Annotated in this window: 11 protein-coding genes; 8 read left to right on the top strand and 3 right to left on the bottom strand. The window is 69.4% G+C overall.

Going from position 1 to position 15,388, the window contains the following annotated elements; genetic code table 11:
- Positions 1-69: 69 nt before the first annotated feature.
- Entirely contained in the window at positions 70-2,286 is a 2,217-nt protein-coding gene (locus tag B2K11_RS07040) for an NADP-dependent isocitrate dehydrogenase (protein ID WP_163617561.1), read from the bottom strand.
- Between the two features lie 212 nt (positions 2,287-2,498).
- Here B2K11_RS07040 and B2K11_RS07035 point away from each other — a divergent pair, with 212 nt between their 5' ends.
- On the top strand, positions 2,499-2,951 hold the full coding sequence (locus B2K11_RS07035) for a GNAT family N-acetyltransferase (RefSeq protein WP_163617560.1): 453 nt from the start codon (positions 2,499-2,501) through the stop codon (positions 2,949-2,951).
- Between the two features lie 158 nt (positions 2,952-3,109).
- Positions 3,110-4,078, top strand: a complete 969-nt coding sequence (locus B2K11_RS07030; protein WP_163617559.1) for an acetylxylan esterase — start codon at positions 3,110-3,112, stop codon at positions 4,076-4,078.
- A gap of 78 nt (positions 4,079-4,156) precedes the next feature.
- Here B2K11_RS07030 and B2K11_RS07025 read toward each other — a convergent pair whose 3' ends face one another.
- Positions 4,157-6,292: an alpha-galactosidase gene (locus B2K11_RS07025; protein ID WP_163617558.1), complete on the bottom strand. Its 2,136-nt coding sequence runs from the start codon at positions 6,290-6,292 to the stop codon at positions 4,157-4,159.
- On the bottom strand, positions 6,289-7,311 hold the full coding sequence (locus B2K11_RS07020) for a LacI family DNA-binding transcriptional regulator (RefSeq protein ID WP_163617557.1): 1,023 nt from the start codon (positions 7,309-7,311) through the stop codon (positions 6,289-6,291). Before B2K11_RS07020 ends, B2K11_RS07025 begins: the two co-directional genes overlap by 4 nt.
- 293 nt (positions 7,312-7,604) lie before the next feature.
- On the opposite strand from B2K11_RS07020, the gene B2K11_RS07015 reads away from it, so the two are divergent.
- The 6 genes from B2K11_RS07015 to B2K11_RS06990 all read left to right on the top strand — a co-directional run bounded on the left by B2K11_RS07015 (position 7,605) and on the right by B2K11_RS06990 (position 15,263).
- The gene (locus tag B2K11_RS07015; protein ID WP_163617556.1) at positions 7,605-8,918 is read left to right on the top strand and encodes an ABC transporter substrate-binding protein; all 1,314 of its coding nucleotides are present in this window, start codon (positions 7,605-7,607) and stop codon (positions 8,916-8,918) included.
- A 19-nt stretch (positions 8,919-8,937) separates the two neighbouring features.
- Positions 8,938-9,930: a sugar ABC transporter permease gene (locus tag B2K11_RS07010; protein ID WP_163617555.1), complete on the top strand. Its 993-nt coding sequence runs from the start codon at positions 8,938-8,940 to the stop codon at positions 9,928-9,930.
- Positions 9,927-10,829 carry a carbohydrate ABC transporter permease gene (locus tag B2K11_RS07005; protein ID WP_239525812.1) on the top strand — a complete coding sequence of 301 codons (903 nt, stop codon included), beginning with the start codon at positions 9,927-9,929 and terminating at the stop codon, positions 10,827-10,829. The genes B2K11_RS07010 and B2K11_RS07005 overlap by 4 nt, the downstream gene beginning before the upstream one ends.
- On the top strand, positions 10,826-13,303 hold the full coding sequence (locus tag B2K11_RS07000) for a glycoside hydrolase family 2 protein (protein ID WP_239525810.1): 2,478 nt from the start codon (positions 10,826-10,828) through the stop codon (positions 13,301-13,303). The genes B2K11_RS07005 and B2K11_RS07000 overlap by 4 nt, the downstream gene beginning before the upstream one ends.
- Positions 13,304-13,344: 41 nt before the next feature.
- On the top strand, positions 13,345-14,283 hold the full coding sequence (locus B2K11_RS06995; protein ID WP_163617647.1) for a 1,4-beta-xylanase: 939 nt from the start codon (positions 13,345-13,347) through the stop codon (positions 14,281-14,283).
- Positions 14,284-14,351: 68 nt separating this feature from the next.
- Positions 14,352-15,263 carry a BadF/BadG/BcrA/BcrD ATPase family protein gene (locus B2K11_RS06990; RefSeq protein WP_163617553.1) on the top strand — a complete coding sequence of 304 codons (912 nt, stop codon included), beginning with the start codon at positions 14,352-14,354 and terminating at the stop codon, positions 15,261-15,263.
- The last annotated feature ends 125 nt before the right edge of the window (positions 15,264-15,388 follow it).

Below are 15,388 nucleotides of genomic sequence, written 5' to 3'. Positions count from 1 at the left end.
ACACCCTGAACAGATGAGAAGAGCGGATGCCCCGGGACGGGGCATCCGCTCTTCTCATCTGCGTGCGGGTCAGAGACCGTCGATCACCGCGTTGAACGTGGCAGACGGACGCATCACGCCGGTCACGAGCTCGGCATCGGGGCGGTAGTACCCGCCGATGTCGACGGGCGCGCCCTGCACCGCGACGAGCTCCTGGACGATCTGCTCCTCGGCCGCGGCCAGCGCCTCGGCCACGGGGGCGAAGGCCGCCGCGAGCTCGGGGTCGGCCTGCTGCTTGGCCAGCTCCTGGGTCCAGTACAGGGTCAGGTAGAAGTGGCTGCCGCGGTTGTCGATCGTGCCGAGCGCGCGCCCCGGCGACTTGTCGTTCTCGAGGAACGTGCCGGTCGCGGCATCCAGCGTGTCGGCCAGCACCTGCGCCTTGACGTTGCCGGTGTCGTCGGCGAGATGCTCGAGCGAGGCGGCGAGCGCGAAGAACTCGCCGAGCGAGTCCCAGCGCAGGTAGTTCTCGGCGACGAGCTGCTGGACGTGCTTCGGCGCCGATCCCCCGGCGCCGGTCTCGAACAGTCCACCGCCGGACAGCAGCGGGACGATTGAGAGCATCTTGGCGCTCGTGCCCACCTCGAGGATCGGGAAGAGGTCGGTGTTGTAGTCGCGCAGCACGTTGCCGGTCACCGAGATCGTGTCCTCGCCCTTGCGCAGGCGATCGAGCGAGTACTGCGTCGCCGCCGCCGGGGCGAGGATCTCGATCGTGAGGCCCTCGGTGTCGTGGTCGGCGAGGTAGGTCTTCACCTTGGCGATGAGCTCCGCGTCATGCGCGCGCGTCTCGTCGAGCCAGAACACCGCAGGGGCGCCGCTCGCGCGGGCGCGCGTGACGGCGAGCTTCACCCAGTCGCGGATGGCGACGTCCTTGGTCTGCGTGGCGCGCCAGATGTCACCCGGCTGCACGTCGTGCTCGAGCAGCACGTCGCCGGCGGCGTTGCGCACCTGCACGACGCCGGGGGCGGCGATCTCGAACGTCTTGTCGTGGCTGCCGTACTCCTCGGCCGCCTGGGCCATGAGGCCGACGTTCGGCACCGAGCCGATCGTCGCGGGGTCCAGCGGACCGTGCGCGTTGACGTCGTCGATGACCGTCTGGAAGACGCTCGCGTACGAGGAGTCCGGGATGACGGCAAGGGTGTCGTCCTCGCCGCCGTCGACGCCCCAGAGCTTGCCGCCGTTGCGGATGAGCGCCGGCATCGAGGCATCCACGATCACGTCGGACGGCACGTGCAGGTTCGTGAGGCCCTTGTCGGAGTTCGTGTACGAGAGGCGGGGCCCGCGCTCGAGGTCGGCCGTGATGGCCGCCGCGATCTCTTCGCCGCCCTCGATCGACGCAAGACCGGCGAGGATCGCGCCGAGGCCGTCGTTGGGGGTCAGGCCCGCCTCGGCGATCTTGTCGCCGTACTTCTCGAACACGTCGGCGAAGTACGCCTTGACGACGTGGCCGAAGATGATCGGGTCGCTGACCTTCATCATGGTCGCCTTGAGGTGCACCGAGTAGAGCACGTCGTCGGCCGCGGCATCCTTCAGCGTCTGCGCCAGGAACGCGTCGAGCTCGGCGGCCGAGAGGAAGGTCGCGTCGATGATCTCGCCAGGCAGCACCTTCAGGCCGGTCTTGAGCTCGGTGACCGTGCCGTCGGCGCCCACGTGCTGGATGGTGAGCACGTCGTCGCCGGAGGAGACGAAGGACTTCTCGTTCGAGCGGAAGTCGTCGTGCCCCATGGTCGCGACACGGGTCTTCGACCCCTGCGGGAACGGCTTGTTGCGGTGCGGGTGCTTGCGGGCGTAGTTCTTCACCGAGAGCGGCGCACGACGGTCGCTGTTGCCCTCGCGCAGCACGGGGTTGACAGCCGAGCCCTTGATGCGGTCGTACCGCGCGCGGACGTCCTTGTCTTCGAGGGACTGCGCTTCGTCCGGATAGTCCGGGATGTCGTAGCCCTGCGACTGCAGCTCGGCGATCGCGGCCTTCAGCTGGGGGATCGATGCCGAGATGTTCGGCAGCTTGATGATGTTCGCCTCGGGCAGCGTCGCCAGGCCGCCGAGCTCGGCGAGCGCGTCGCCGACCTGCTGCTCAGGCGTCAGGTTCTGCGGGAACGCCGCGAGGATGCGGCCGGCGAGCGAGATGTCTCGTGTCTCGACATCCACCCCCGCCTGGCGGGTCACGGCCTGCACGATCGGCAGGAACGATGCGGTCGCGAGGGCCGGAGCCTCGTCGGTGTAGGTGTAGATGATGGTGGAGTCGGTCACCTGTCACGTCCTTCTTGCGGGTCGGCCATCAGCCTATCGCAAGCACCCGAGATATCTCGACGTCAAGAGATCTCTGCTCCTGGTAGGGCCGTGTTTCTGCGGTTCCTGCCCGATGTCACCACGCGAGATCGAGACGACGTCACGCGTGAACACCGTGTAAATCCCGAACCCGCAGAGTGCTGGATGTCGTCATCCGGGCTAGCCTGGGCCCCATGGGTGATCTGCGACTCGTCGAACTGTCCGCCGCGACCATCGTGGCGGTCAACAATCTGTCGCTCAAGCCCGGCCAGGAGGAGTACCTCTCCCCCGTCAGCTACGGCATCGCGGCGACCGTGGTCAACCCGCAGACGACGTGGCAGCGCGTCGTGCTCGACGGCGAGGAGGTGGTCGCCTTCGTCAGCGCCAACTTCGACCCCGACAACCCGGTGGATCATTTCCGCTCGGTGCTGTGGCGCATCAACGTCGACGCCGATGACCAGGGCCGCGGCGTCGGCCGCTTCGCCGTGAAGGGGCTCATCGAAGAGGCGCGCAACCGTGGGATGGACCACCTCTGCGTCATCTACGAAGCCGGAGAAGGCGGCCCGCAGCAGTTCTTCGAGCGCGTAGGCTTCACACCGGTCGGCGAGACCGAGTACGGTGAAGTCATCGCAGAGATCCGTCTCTGACGCCTACCCGCACCATTACCGACAGCTTTCCCCACGCAGCGCCCTCGGGCGCCCCAGAGACCGGCGGCGGGGCCTCGAATACCCCTCCCCCATCGAGGCCTCGTCGCCTTCTCGTTCCGTCGTCGAAACGCTTGCGGGTGAACCGCTAGTGTGAGGCCGTGCCGAGATTCGACCTGTCCCCCGCCGACCTCGCGACCTACGCTCCCGAGGTCCGCGAGCCCGCTGATTTCGACGACTTCTGGACCGCCACGATCGCCATGTCGCGACAGTGGGATTCCGCACCCGAGGTCACGCTCCTCGACACGCCGTACACGCTGATCGACGTCTTCGACGTCACGTTCCCCGGCTTCGACGGCGACCCGGTCAAGGCGTGGCTCACCCTGCCCGCCGGCGCCGAGGGTCCGCTGCCGGCCGTCGTCGAGTTCCAGGGCTACGGTGGCGGCCGCGGCCTTCCCGGCGAGCGGATCGGCTGGGCCGCCGCCGGCTACGCCCACCTCTTCATGGACACGCGCGGCCAGGGATCGATGTGGGGTTCGGGCGGCGACACGCTCGACCCGCACGGCACCGGCCCGTCGTCGTCCGGCTTCATGACCCGCGGTATTGAGGACCCCGCGACGTACTACTACCGCCGGGTCTTCACGGACGCCGTGCGCGCGGTCGACGCCGTCCGCACGCTCCCGCAGGTCGACGCCGACCGTGTGGCCGTCTGCGGCGCCAGCCAGGGCGGCGGCATCGCGATCGCGGCGGCGGGTCTCTCCGACGGTCTCGTGGCCGTCATGCCCGATGTGCCGTTCCTCTGCCACTTCGAGCGCGCGGTCGGCCTTACCGGCGACGACCCCTACCAGGAGGTCGTGCGCTACCTGGCGGTGCACCGCGGCGCCGACGAGCGGGTGTTCGAGACCCTGTCGTACTTCGACGGCGTGAACATGGCGAAGCGGGCGGATGCCGCAGCCCTGTACTCCGTCGCGCTCATGGACACCATCTGCCCGCCGTCGACCGTCTACGCCGCGTTCAACCGCCACGAGACGGCCGACAAGCGCATCGAGGTCTACACCCACAACGGCCACGAGGGCGGCCAGGCGTTCCAGTTCCCGAAGCAGGCCGCCTTCCTCGCATCGCTCGCCTGACGCGAGCGGAAACGTACCCTTTCGCGATTCCCGGTCAGCGGATTCGCGAAAGGGTACGTTTCCGAGCGGCGCGCTGCGTCACACCGCCTCGAGGTGGAGGACGAAGGCCTGCACGGGCCAGAGCGTCGGCAGCTGCAGGCCTACCTCGGCGAGGAGCGACCCCGGCAGCTCGATCTCGCCGACGGTGAACCACTCGGGTGCGATCCACCCGTACTCGGCCGCGCCGATCTCCCGCCGCACCCGCACGCGGTAGCGGCGGTCGGGGTCGAGGCCGGGTAGCCGCAGCCGCTCGGCCCGGGCGTCCTCGAGACTGGCCACCGTCGCCACGACGACGACGGCTGCCGTTGCGCCCACGAACGCCGTCGCGCGCCAGGCCGGATCCCGCAGTTCCGGGTGCAGCACGCGCCCGCCGTGGACGACGAGCCGCAGCTCTTTGTAGAGCGCCGCGAAGCGCGCGATCGCCTCGGTCTCCGTCTCGTCGCACGACAGGATGTCCCACTCGAAGCCCGCGGATCCCATGAGGCTCGTGGCCATGCGGTAGGACAGCGCCGTGGTGCGGCCCGACGAGTGCGAGGTCGTCGGGCCCACGTGGGCGCCGACGAGTTCGGGCGGCAGCAGCAGGCCCGTCCACCGCTGGATGTCCTGCCGCTCCACCGGGTCGTTGGAGTCGCTCGCCCACACGCGGTCGGTGACGTCGAGGATCCCGAGGTCGGTGCGCGCGCCGCCGCTGGAGCAGGACTCGATCTCGAGCGCCGGGTGCGCCGCCTTCAGCTCTGCCAGCAGCGCGTACACCGCCGTCATCTGCGCGTGCCCGCCGGGGCGTCCGGCGTGGACGCTCTCGACGAGATCTCGGTTGTGGTCCCATTTGATGAAGTCGATGCCGAGCTCGGTCACGAGCGCGTCGATCTGGCCGAAGACGTGGGCGTAGGCATCCGGGTTCGCCAGATCCATGACGTACTGCCCCCGCCACGACACCTGCTCGTCGTGAGCGAGATGGCCGGGGTCGTGGAGCAGCCAGTCGGGGTGCGCGCGGGCGACGTCCGAGTCGAGGCTGATCATCTCGGGCTCGAACCACAGCCCGAACTGCATGCCGTGCCCGTGCACCCGCTCGGCGAGCGGGCCCAGGCCATCCGGCCAGACAGATCGGTCGACGGTCCAGTCGCCGAGACTGGTCGAGTCGTCACGGCGCCCCTGGAACCAGCCGTCGTCGAGCACGAACCGCTCGATCCCCACCTCGGCCGCGCGGTCGGCGAGCGCGGCGAGACGGGCGGGATCGTGGCCGAAGTACACGGCCTCCCAGGTGTTGAGCACGAGGGGCCGCGGAGACGACGGATGCTGCGGCCGGGCCCGCAGCCACGTGTGGACGCGGTGCGCGAAACCGTCGAGCCCGGCGCTGCTGTGCACGAACGCCGCTCGCGGCGCGCGGTACTCGTCGCCCGGAGCGAGCCGGACCTCTCCCGGACGCAGCAGCTCGCCGGCGCCGATCAGGGTCACCGCATCGGTGACGCGGTCGACGCGGGTCGTGAGATCGCTCGACCATGCGAGGTGCACGCCCCACAGGGCGCCGTCCTGCCAGCGCGGCGCCCCGATGGCGGCGATCGCGGCGACGGGGCTGTCGTGCCCCGGGCGACCCCGCCGTGACTGCCGCACCGTGGCGCCGGCGGGCATCGGGGTCGCGACCGGGCGCTTCTCGCGCGTCCAGCGACCGTCGAAGGTCAGCAGCGTGTCGGTCGTCGACGGCACCGGCAGTGTCGCCTCGAGCCAGTCGACGTCGATGGGCGCAGCCTCGGCTCCACCCTGGTGAGCCAGCGTGTGTCCCACCCACACGACCCCGCCCGCTTCGATGCCGATCGTGATCGACAGACGCAGAGCGGATGCCTCATCCCGCGCCCTGATCGTCAGCGCGGCGTCGTCGGCGTCGATCCCGTCGACGCTCCAGCGCGCGTGGTGCAGAACGCCGTCATGGCGCAGCTGCATGCCCGGGCGGCCGGTCCATCCGTCGCCCTCCTGCGGCGAGAGCGACAGCTGCCACGCGCCATCCAGGCTGCCCGGCGAGGTCTGCCGGCTCAGCGCGTGGGCGAGCGCCTCGGCATCGGCATACGTGATCGCACCGACCGGCGCGCCCCAGTGCAGCACGCGCGGCAGACCCGCACCGCGGGCGTCGACGATCACGCTGATGCCCTCCTTCTCGAGACGGATGAAGCCGGAAGTCATGCGGTGGTCCTCTCAGCGGGCGGTCGTTCGCCGGTGCCGCGCGGCACCAGCCACGTCGGCATCTCGAGCTGACGCGTGAAGCCGGCCGGGTCCTGCATACGCTCGATGGCGAGCGTCGCAGCGGCGCGACCGAGCGCCAGCGGGTCGTAGTTGATGACGGTCACGCCGAGCACATCGGCGGTGTCGAAGTCATCGAAGCCGATCAGTGCCGTCTCGGCGTCGTGCCGATCCCGCAGCACTCGGAGCGCGGCGACGGTCACCCGGTTGTTGCCGGTGATGATCGCCGTCGGCGCGTCGTGCTGGTCGAGCAGGTCGGCGATGAAGCCGTCGGCAGGCCGCGCGAGATCGTCGGCGAGCCGCTCCCACCTCGACGAGTCGGCGATGCCGTAGGCGGCGAGCGCGTCGCGGTAGCCACGCAGACGCTCGGCCTGCGTGTAGACGGATGCCGGGTTGCAGACGTAGCCGATACGGCGATGGCCCCGCTCGAGCAGGCGCGTCGTCGCCTCGAAGACGCCCTTGTGGTTCTCGAGGACGATCGAGTCGGCGACGAGGTTGCGCGCCGGACGGTCGATCGCGATGATCGGCGTGCCGAGATGCCGCTCGCCCTCGAGGTAGGACTGGTCCTCGGCCACGGGGATCAGCAGGAGCGCCCCCAGGCGCTGACTGAGGAGCGCGTCGGCGACACGCTCCTCGCCCTCCGCCGTGTCGTCGGTGGTCGCGACGACGAGCGAGTACCCGCTCGCCGCCAGCTCGCGCTCGATGCCGGCGGCGAGCTTGTAGTAGAACGGGTTGCTCAGCTCGCCCATGATGAAGCCGATCGTGTTCGTCGGCCCCCCGCGGCGCAGGTTCCGCGCGAGCGGGTTGGGCCGGAAGCGGAGCCGCTTGGCCGCCGCGAGCACCCGGTCTACGGTGTCGGGCGCGACGAGGTCTCGGTGCGTGAAGACGCGGGATACCGTCTTCGAGCTCACGCCGGCGAGCCGGGCGACGTCTTCGAGTGTCGCGCGCTGCTGAACCGTCATCGGTGGGCCTCCTTGCCGTGCCGGGGTTCACGGTAGCACTGGATCGCCCGCAATGTCCACGTGGGACATTCAGCGGACATTGCCACGCGCTAGCCGTTCACAGCGTCATATTTAGACCTGGTTGTGCGGCCTTTACGGTTCATGGATTCGAATCGGACACGACAAGACAGCGCTGACATCGAACGCTTGCGGAACCGTTTCGAGTGTGTCTAATCTGACGGCGCGACGAACCACGCAACGGTGCGACGACGCGCACCGGCAGTTCAAGGGCGAACCTGACAAGGAGACATCACATGGCGAAGAAGGCATTCGCGGGCATCGCGCTGCTGGCCACGGCCGCGGTCGCGATCAGCGGCTGCGCCGGCGGCGGCGCGAACGACGCGGACAACACGATCGACGGCGAGGTCAAGGGCGACATCAAGGTCGTCACCTGGCGCACCGACCTCGTCGAGGACGGCACGTTCGAGAAGTACGCCGAGGAGTTCAACAAGGAGTACCCCGACGTCAAGGTCACGTTCGAGGGCATCACCGACTACGCGGGCGAGATGCTCACCCGCATGAGCACGACGAACTACGGGGACGTCATCGGCATCCCGGCCATCAAGCCCGACCAGTACGAGCAGTTCCTCGAGCCGCTCGGCGAGACGGCCGACTTCGAGGACACGTACCGCTTCCTTCCGGCCGCAAGCTACGACGGCACGCAGTACGGCATCGCATGGGGCGGCAACGCGAACGGCGTCGTCTACAACAAGAAGATCTTCGACGAGGCGGGTGTCACGGAGCTTCCCACCTCCCCCGAGCAGTGGCTGGACGCCCTGCAGAAGGTCAAGGACAACACCGACGCCATCCCGATGTACACCAACTACAAGGACGGCTGGCCGCTCACGCAGAGCTTCGGCAACCTCGGCGCCATCACCGACGATCCCGACGCGCCGATCACGATGGCGGAAGACCCGGCCCCCTGGACTGAGGGTACGGACGTCTACGCGATCGACGGTCTGCTGTACGACACGGTCGCGGCCGGCTTGACCGAGGACGACCCGCTCACCACCAACTGGGAGCAGTCGAAGGTCGACCTCGGCACCGGCAAGATCGCCACCATGCCGCTCGGTTCGTGGGCCATCTCGCAGATGCAGGCCGCCGCCGAGGAGAACGGCGCATCGGCGGACGACATCGGCTACATGGCGTTCCCCGCCAACGTGGACGGCACGCAGCTCGCCGTCATCGGCGGCGACTACAACCTGGCCGTGAGCAAGCACTCCAAGGCCAAGGCCGCCGCGTGGGCGTGGATCCAGTGGGTCGCCGAGGACTCGGGCTACACCGAGGCGCAGGGCATGATCTCGCCGGTGCTCGACAAGCCGCTTCCCGAGAACCTGCAGGGCTTCGAAGAGGCGGGCGTCGAGCTGATGGAGATGAACCCTGCCCCCGCGGGCAAGGAAGGCCTCATCAACAACATCGCCGATGACTCGCAAATCGACCTGTACGGCCCGATCTACCGCCAGAAGCTCGTCGACATCGCGCGCGGCGCCGCCGACGGCGACAAGGAGAGCTACTTCGCCGAGCTGAACGAGCGCTGGGGCGCCTCGGTCGAGAAGCTCGCAGGCTGACCGGGAGGACGGCAGAGACATGGCCATCGCAACTCCGGGTGCGGCACCGGCGGATGCCCCTGCCGTCCTCTCGGCCCCCGCGCGGGCGCGTCGGTTCGGCGGGTCGTCCCGCCGGACCGACCGCCGGCGGGGCGGCTCCGCGGGACGCAATGTCCTGCAGCACCTCACCCCCTGGTTCTTCCTGGCCGCGGCAGTGGGACTGCTGCTGCTGTTCACCTACTGGCCGGCGCTGAACCTGTTCTACTTCAGCGTCACCGACTGGGACGGCATCGACCTCGAGAAGAACTTCGTCGGCCTCGACAACTACGTGCAGGTCTTCACCGACCCGCGGATCTTCTCGGTGTTCGGCGTCAGCCTCTACTACTTCTTCGCGTCGTTCGCGCAGATGGCGATCGCGCTGTACTTCGCCACGCTGCTCAGCTTCTCGACGCGCTTCTCGAACCTGTTCCGCGGCATCCTGTTCTTCCCCTATCTCATCAACGGGGTCGCGATCGGGTTCGTGTTCCTCTACCTCTTCCAGCCCGGCGGCACGCTCGACACGGTGCTGAGCTGGTTCGGCGTCGCGGATCCCCCGCAGTGGCTCGGCAACCCCGACGTCGTCAACTGGTCGCTCGCGGGCACGTCGGTCTGGCGCTACACCGGCATGAACTTCGTGCTCTTCCTCGGCGCGATCCAGTCGATCCCGCACGAGCTCTACGAAGCGGCGGACCTGGACGGCGCGAGCCGCTGGCAGCAGTTCTGGGCGATCATCTTCCCGGGCATCCGCCGCGTAGTGGGCCTGTCGTTCATCCTGGCGATCGCCGGCAGCCTCAGCGTCTTCGAGATCCCGTTCATCATGACCGGCGGCGCCAACGGATCCGCCACGTTCGTCATCCAGACGCTGCAGACCGCGTTCACCTTCCGGCAAGTGGGTCTCGCGTCCGCCATGGCCGTGGTGCTGCTGGCGATCGTGCTGGTGATCACGTGGATCCAGCGCAAGGTGTTCCCCGACGAGAAGGTCGACCTGACATGACCACCACCGAACCGCTGCAGACGATGCCGTTGCGCACGACCCCGCCGCGCACGATCCGGGGCCGGACGGCACGCGAGCGCCTCCGAGGCGTCAGTGCGACGACCGCGAAGTACCTCAGCCTGATCATCGCGTCGATCCTCACCCTGCTCCCGCTGTCGGTGCTCCTGTTCGCGAGCCTGAAGACCGCACCCGAGTACGCGCAGACCGGACCGTTCGACCCGCCCGAGAACTGGTTCAACTTCGACAACTTCGTGACCGCGTTCACGAGCGGCAAGATGCTCGAGGGCTTCGTCAACACCTCCATCGTGCTCGTCGTGTCGCTCGCCGGCACGATCTTCATCGGCACGATGGCCGCGTACGCGCTCGACCGGTTCGCGTTCCGTGGCAAGAAGCTCGTGTTCGCGCTCTTCCTCGTGGCGACGCTCATCCCGAGCGTCACGAGCCAGGTCGCGACCTTCCAGCTCATCAACGGGCTGGGGCTGTACGACACGAAGGCCGCGCTGATCCTGCTGTTCATGGGCACGGACATCATCGCGATCTACCTGTTCATCCAGTTCATGCAGTCGATCCCGGTCTCCCTCGACGAGGCGGCCATGATCGACGGCGCGAACCGCTGGACGATCTACTGGCGCATCGTGCTGCCGCTGCTGCGACCCGCGATCGCGACCGTCGTCATCATCAAGGGCATCGCGGTGTACAACGAGTTCTACGCCCCGTTCCTCTATCTGCCGTCCGAAGGACTCATCTCCACGTCGCTGTTCCGGTTCAAGGGACCGTTCGGCGCGCAGTGGGAGGTCATCTCGGCCGGCACCGTCCTCGTCATCATCCCGACCCTCGTCGCCTTCCTGCTGCTGCAGCGATGGATCTACAAGGGCCTCACCGCAGGAGCCGTCAAGTGACCACCGCCCTCTCGTTCCGTCCCCTCGACTCGGGCTGGACCCTCCGGGCTGCAGCCGGGCCCGCGCCGGACGGCTTCGACGCGCCGATGGATGCCGTCGTCCCCGGCTGCGTGCACACCGACCTTCTCGCCGCCGGCCTCATCCCCGACCCGTTCCTCGACGACAACGAGTCGGCGCTGGCGTGGATCGGCCTCGTGGACTGGACCTACACGACCTCGTTCACCTGGGCACCGGATGACACCGATCGCACCGACCTGGTGTTCGAGGGCCTCGACACGGTGACCACGATCCTCCTCAACGGGAGCGAGATCGGCGCGACGGCGAACCAGCACCGCTCGTACCGGTTCGATGTGCGTGATGCGCTCGTCAACGGCGAGAACGAGCTCGTGGTGCGGTTCCGCTCTCCCGTCAAGTACGCCAACGAGCAGAGCGTCGCGCTGGGCGCACGCCAGCGCCCCTACCCCCTCCCCTACGACGCCATCCGCAAGTCGGCGTGCAGCTTCGGGTGGGACTGGGGCATTGCGACCTACACCAGCGGCATCGTCAAGCCCGTCGGGCTCGAGTCGTGGTCGGCCACTCGCCTCGAGCAGACGCACGTGGTTGCGACGGCGGCGGGCGGCGGGGGCACGATCACCGTCGATGTGGAACTCGAACGCGCACGCGAGGACGCAGTGACGCTGACGGTGCGCGCGGGCGGGGTCGTGGGGGCGGTCGATGTCGCCGCCGGGGACACGACCGCGACGCTCGTGGTGTCGCTCGCGAACGTCGAGCGCTGGTGGCCTGTCGGCTATGGCTCGCAGCCGCTGTACGAGGTCGAGGTCGAGCTCGCGGCATCCGACGGTTCCGTCCTCGACCGTGCGACCCGCAAGGTCGGCTTCCGCGACGTGCGCTGGGACATGACGCCCGACGAGGCCGGCACGCCGTTCACGCTCGTCGTCAACGACCAGCCGGTCTTCGTGAAGGGCGTGAACTGGATCCCCGACGACGCCCTCACGGTCCGCGTCACACGCGACCGGCTGCGCCGCCGGTTCGAACAGGCGCTCGACGCGAACCTCAACCTCATCCGCGTGTGGGGCGGCGGACTGTACGAATCGGACGACTTCTACGAGCTTGCCGACGAGATGGGCCTGCTGGTGTGGCAGGACTTCCTGTTCGCGTGCGCCGCGTACGCCGAGGAGGAGCCGCTGCGCTCCGAGATCGAGGCCGAGGCGCGCGAGAACATCGTGCGACTCGGCCACCACGCCTCGCTCGTGCTGCTCACGGGGAACAACGAGAACCTGTGGGGCTACGAGGACTGGGGTTGGAAGCTGCGCCTGGACGGCAAGACGTGGGGTGCGCACTACTACTACGAGCTGTTCCCGGCCCTCGTGGCCGAGCTCGCACCGCACGTGCCATACGCCCCCGGCAGCCCGTTCAGCCCCGGTGCCGGCTGGGACGGCGAGGGGCAGACCGGCCCCCACCCCAACGACGAGCAGCACGGCTCGATGCACCTCTGGGAGCAGTGGAACCGGCTCGACTGGCCGACCTACCGCGACCACCGGCCGCGGTTCGTCGCCGAGTTCGGCTGGCAGGGACCGCCCGCGTGGAGCACCCTCGTCCGCTCCGTCTCGGACGCCCCGCTCACCCCCGAATCGCCCGGCATGATCGTGCACCAGAAGGCGATGGAGGGCAACACCAAGCTCACGAACGGGCTGATCCCGCATTTCCGGATGCCGGAGGCCATGGAGGACTGGCACTGGGCGATGCAGCTCAACCAGGCGGTGGCCGTGCGCACCGCGCTCGAGCATTTCCGCTCGTGGGCGCCGCACACGCAGGGCGCCATCGTCTGGCAGCTCAACGACTGCTGGCCGGTCACCTCCTGGGCGGCCATCGACGGAGACGAGCGCCCGAAGCCGCTGTACTACGGGCTGAAGAACGCGTTCGCCCCGCGACTGGTGACCATCCAGCCCCGTGAGGGCGGTCTCGCCGCCGTGCTCGTGAACGACACCGCCGACACCTGGGACGGCGAGTTCGTGGCGCGCCGCGTCGGCTTCGCGGGCGACGAGCTCGCCCGGTTCACCTCACCGGTCTCGCTCGCACCGCGGGAGACGATCACCGTGCCCCTTCCCGCCGAGGTCGCTGCGGCGGACGCCGCGGCGAGCGAGCTCGTCGTCGCCGGCGTCGACGAGGTGCGTGGCCACTGGTTCTTCGCGGAGCCTCGCGAATCGGCACTCGGCGCGGCGCAGGTGGAGGTCCGCACGGAGCCGGCCGCGGACGGCACGCTCGTCTCGCTCACCGCCGGCTCCCTGGTGCGCGACCTCACCCTGCTCGTCGACAAGGTCGACCCCGACGCCGTGGCCTCCGATGCGCTCATGACCCTGCTGCCCGGCGAGAGCACGACGGTGCTCGTGCGCCACGACGGCGATCCGCTCGCGGCATCCGCGCTCTCGGATCCGCGGGTCCTGCGCACCGCCAACGAACTGGTCGCCTCGTGACCGCCGAGGCCGCCCATGCCCTCGAGCCCTACGTGGCCGGAATGACCTGGGGATGGACGGGCGTGCGCGGCACCTGGGCGACGGCCGAGGCATCCGACTCCCTCCGTGCGATGGCCGACCACGGTGTGAACTGGACGGCGATCGCGTACTCCGCCCTGCAGGAGACCGCGCAGTCGACCGAGGTGCGGTTCCGCGACGAGCCGACGGTCACCGACGACGAGATCGTGTGGGCGATCCGGCAAGCGCAGGCGCTCGGGCTGAAGGTGTGCCTCAAGCCGGTCGTCAACGTGGCCGACGGAACATGGCGCGCCCACATCGGGTTCTTCGACCAGGACGTGCCGGGTGAGCCGACCTGGGGCGAGTGGTTCGCCTCGTACCGCGAGTTCATCCTGCACGCGGCCCGCATCGCCGAGGCCGAGGGCTGCGAGATGCTCTGCATCGGCTGCGAGATGGTGCGCGCCGACGCCCGCGAGGCGGAGTGGCGCGAGCTCGTCGCCGCCGTGCGCACCGTCTACTCGGGAATCGTGACGTACAACTGCGACAAGTATCAGGAGGACCGCCTCGGCTGGTGGGACGCGGTGGACGTCGTCACGTCCAGCGGCTACTACCCGATCGGCCGCTGGGATGCCGAGCTCGACCGGATCGAGCGGGCCGTGGCCGCGACGGGCAAGCCGTTCTTCTTCATGGAGGCCGGATGTCCGTCGCGCGAGGGGTCGCCCGACCGCCCGAACGACTGGTCGCTGCCCGGTGCCCCTTCGGGCGACGAGCAGCTGCGCTACTACGAGGCGATGTTCGCCGCGTGCGACGGGCGCCCCTGGGTGGCCGGCTTCATGCTGTGGGACTGGCCGCCCCGGCTCTACGGCGCCGATGCCGCGGCGGGCAACGACGACTACTGCCCCTACGGCAAGCCGGCCGGTGAGTTCCTCCGCGAGGCGTACCGTCTCCGCGCGGGCCAGGCAAGGATGCCGCAGCTGCCATGACCGAGCACACGGTGACAGCGGTGTCCACGGGCACGACCGACTCTGCGGGAAGAAGGGGCGACAGCCGCATGAGCACAGTACTGGCGATCGATGCCGGGCAGACCGGCATCAAGGTGCGCCTCCGGGGGCATGACATGGTCTTCCCGGGCATCCGCACCCACGAGCCGCTGCTGCCGCAGCTCACGGCGGTCGCGCGCGCCGCGATCGAGCGCACGGGCGCCGAGGTGTCCGTCGTGAGCGCCGGGGTGTCGGGGCTCACCACCCAGGAAGCGGATGCCGCCGAGTTCCTCGCCCGCATCGACGATCCCGCGGTGCGCGAGGTCATCCTCGCCCACGACTCGACGACGTCGTTCCTCGGCGCGCTCGGAGATACCCGCGGAGCGGTCGTCGCCGCAGGCACCGGGGTCGTGACCCTCGCCGTCGGCGCCGAGCGCGTGGCCCGCGTCGACGGATGGGGCTACCTCATGGGCGATGCGGGCAGCGGCTACTGGATCGGGCGCGAAGCGCTCGACGCCGTGATGCGCGAGTTCGACGGGCGCGGGCCGACGACGCGACTGCGCGCCGTGGCGCAGGAGCGGTGGCCCGACCTCGGGCAGGCGTACATCCATCTGCAGTCCGCCGACGACCGGGTGAGCGTCGTCGCCTCGTTCGCCGAGCAGGTCGCCCGGCTGGCGTCCGACGGCGACGCCGTGTCGCAGCACATCACTGTGCGCGCCGGTGGCGAGCTCGCGCACAGCGTCGAGACGGCGTTGCGGCGGGTGCGCTCCGACGACCCTGACGAGCACTTCGCGGCGTGCGCGATCGGCGGCGTGTTCCGCTCCCCGCAGCTGTACGAGGCGTTCGCCTCGCACATCCGGGCGAGCGAACTCGACGTCACGCTCGTCGAGCCCCTCGGCCTCGGCATCGACGGCGCCGTCGCTCTCGCGGGCCTCGAGGCGCGGCATCCGCTCGCCCACGCGGTCTCGGTCGCGCAGGTCTGACGCATTCCGCGCAGCAGCACTGTGCGGGCGGCTCATGGAACAGCGGATGCCCCGGCCCTGTGTGGACAGGTGGGCCGGGGCATCCGGGTCTTTGCGAGGAGCGACGCCGGCGAACGCCTCCTCTT

This window comes from Microbacterium sp. B35-30, assembly GCF_010634855.1.
Taxonomy (GTDB): domain Bacteria; phylum Actinomycetota; class Actinomycetes; order Actinomycetales; family Microbacteriaceae; genus Microbacterium.
The sequence above is the reverse complement of the archived record's forward strand: the minus strand, read 5'-3'. Positions and strand labels throughout refer to the sequence as shown.

Bases quoted from the DNA above. Each gene is read 5' to 3' on its own strand.
- B2K11_RS07035 (WP_163617560.1), top strand. From the start codon at position 2,499: ATGGGTGATCTGCGACTCGTCGAACTGTCCGCCGCGACCATCGTGGCG.
- B2K11_RS07025 (WP_163617558.1), bottom strand. From the start codon at position 6,292: ATGACTTCCGGCTTCATCCGTCTCGAGAAGGAGGGCATCAGCGTGATC.
- B2K11_RS07020 (WP_163617557.1), bottom strand. From the start codon at position 7,311: ATGACGGTTCAGCAGCGCGCGACACTCGAAGACGTCGCCCGGCTCGCC.
- B2K11_RS07015 (WP_163617556.1), top strand. From the start codon at position 7,605: ATGGCGAAGAAGGCATTCGCGGGCATCGCGCTGCTGGCCACGGCCGCG.
- B2K11_RS07010 (WP_163617555.1), top strand. From the start codon at position 8,938: ATGGCCATCGCAACTCCGGGTGCGGCACCGGCGGATGCCCCTGCCGTC.
- B2K11_RS07005 (WP_239525812.1), top strand. From the start codon at position 9,927: ATGACCACCACCGAACCGCTGCAGACGATGCCGTTGCGCACGACCCCG.
- B2K11_RS06995 (WP_163617647.1), top strand. From the start codon at position 13,345: ATGACCTGGGGATGGACGGGCGTGCGCGGCACCTGGGCGACGGCCGAG.
- B2K11_RS06990 (WP_163617553.1), top strand. From the start codon at position 14,352: ATGAGCACAGTACTGGCGATCGATGCCGGGCAGACCGGCATCAAGGTG.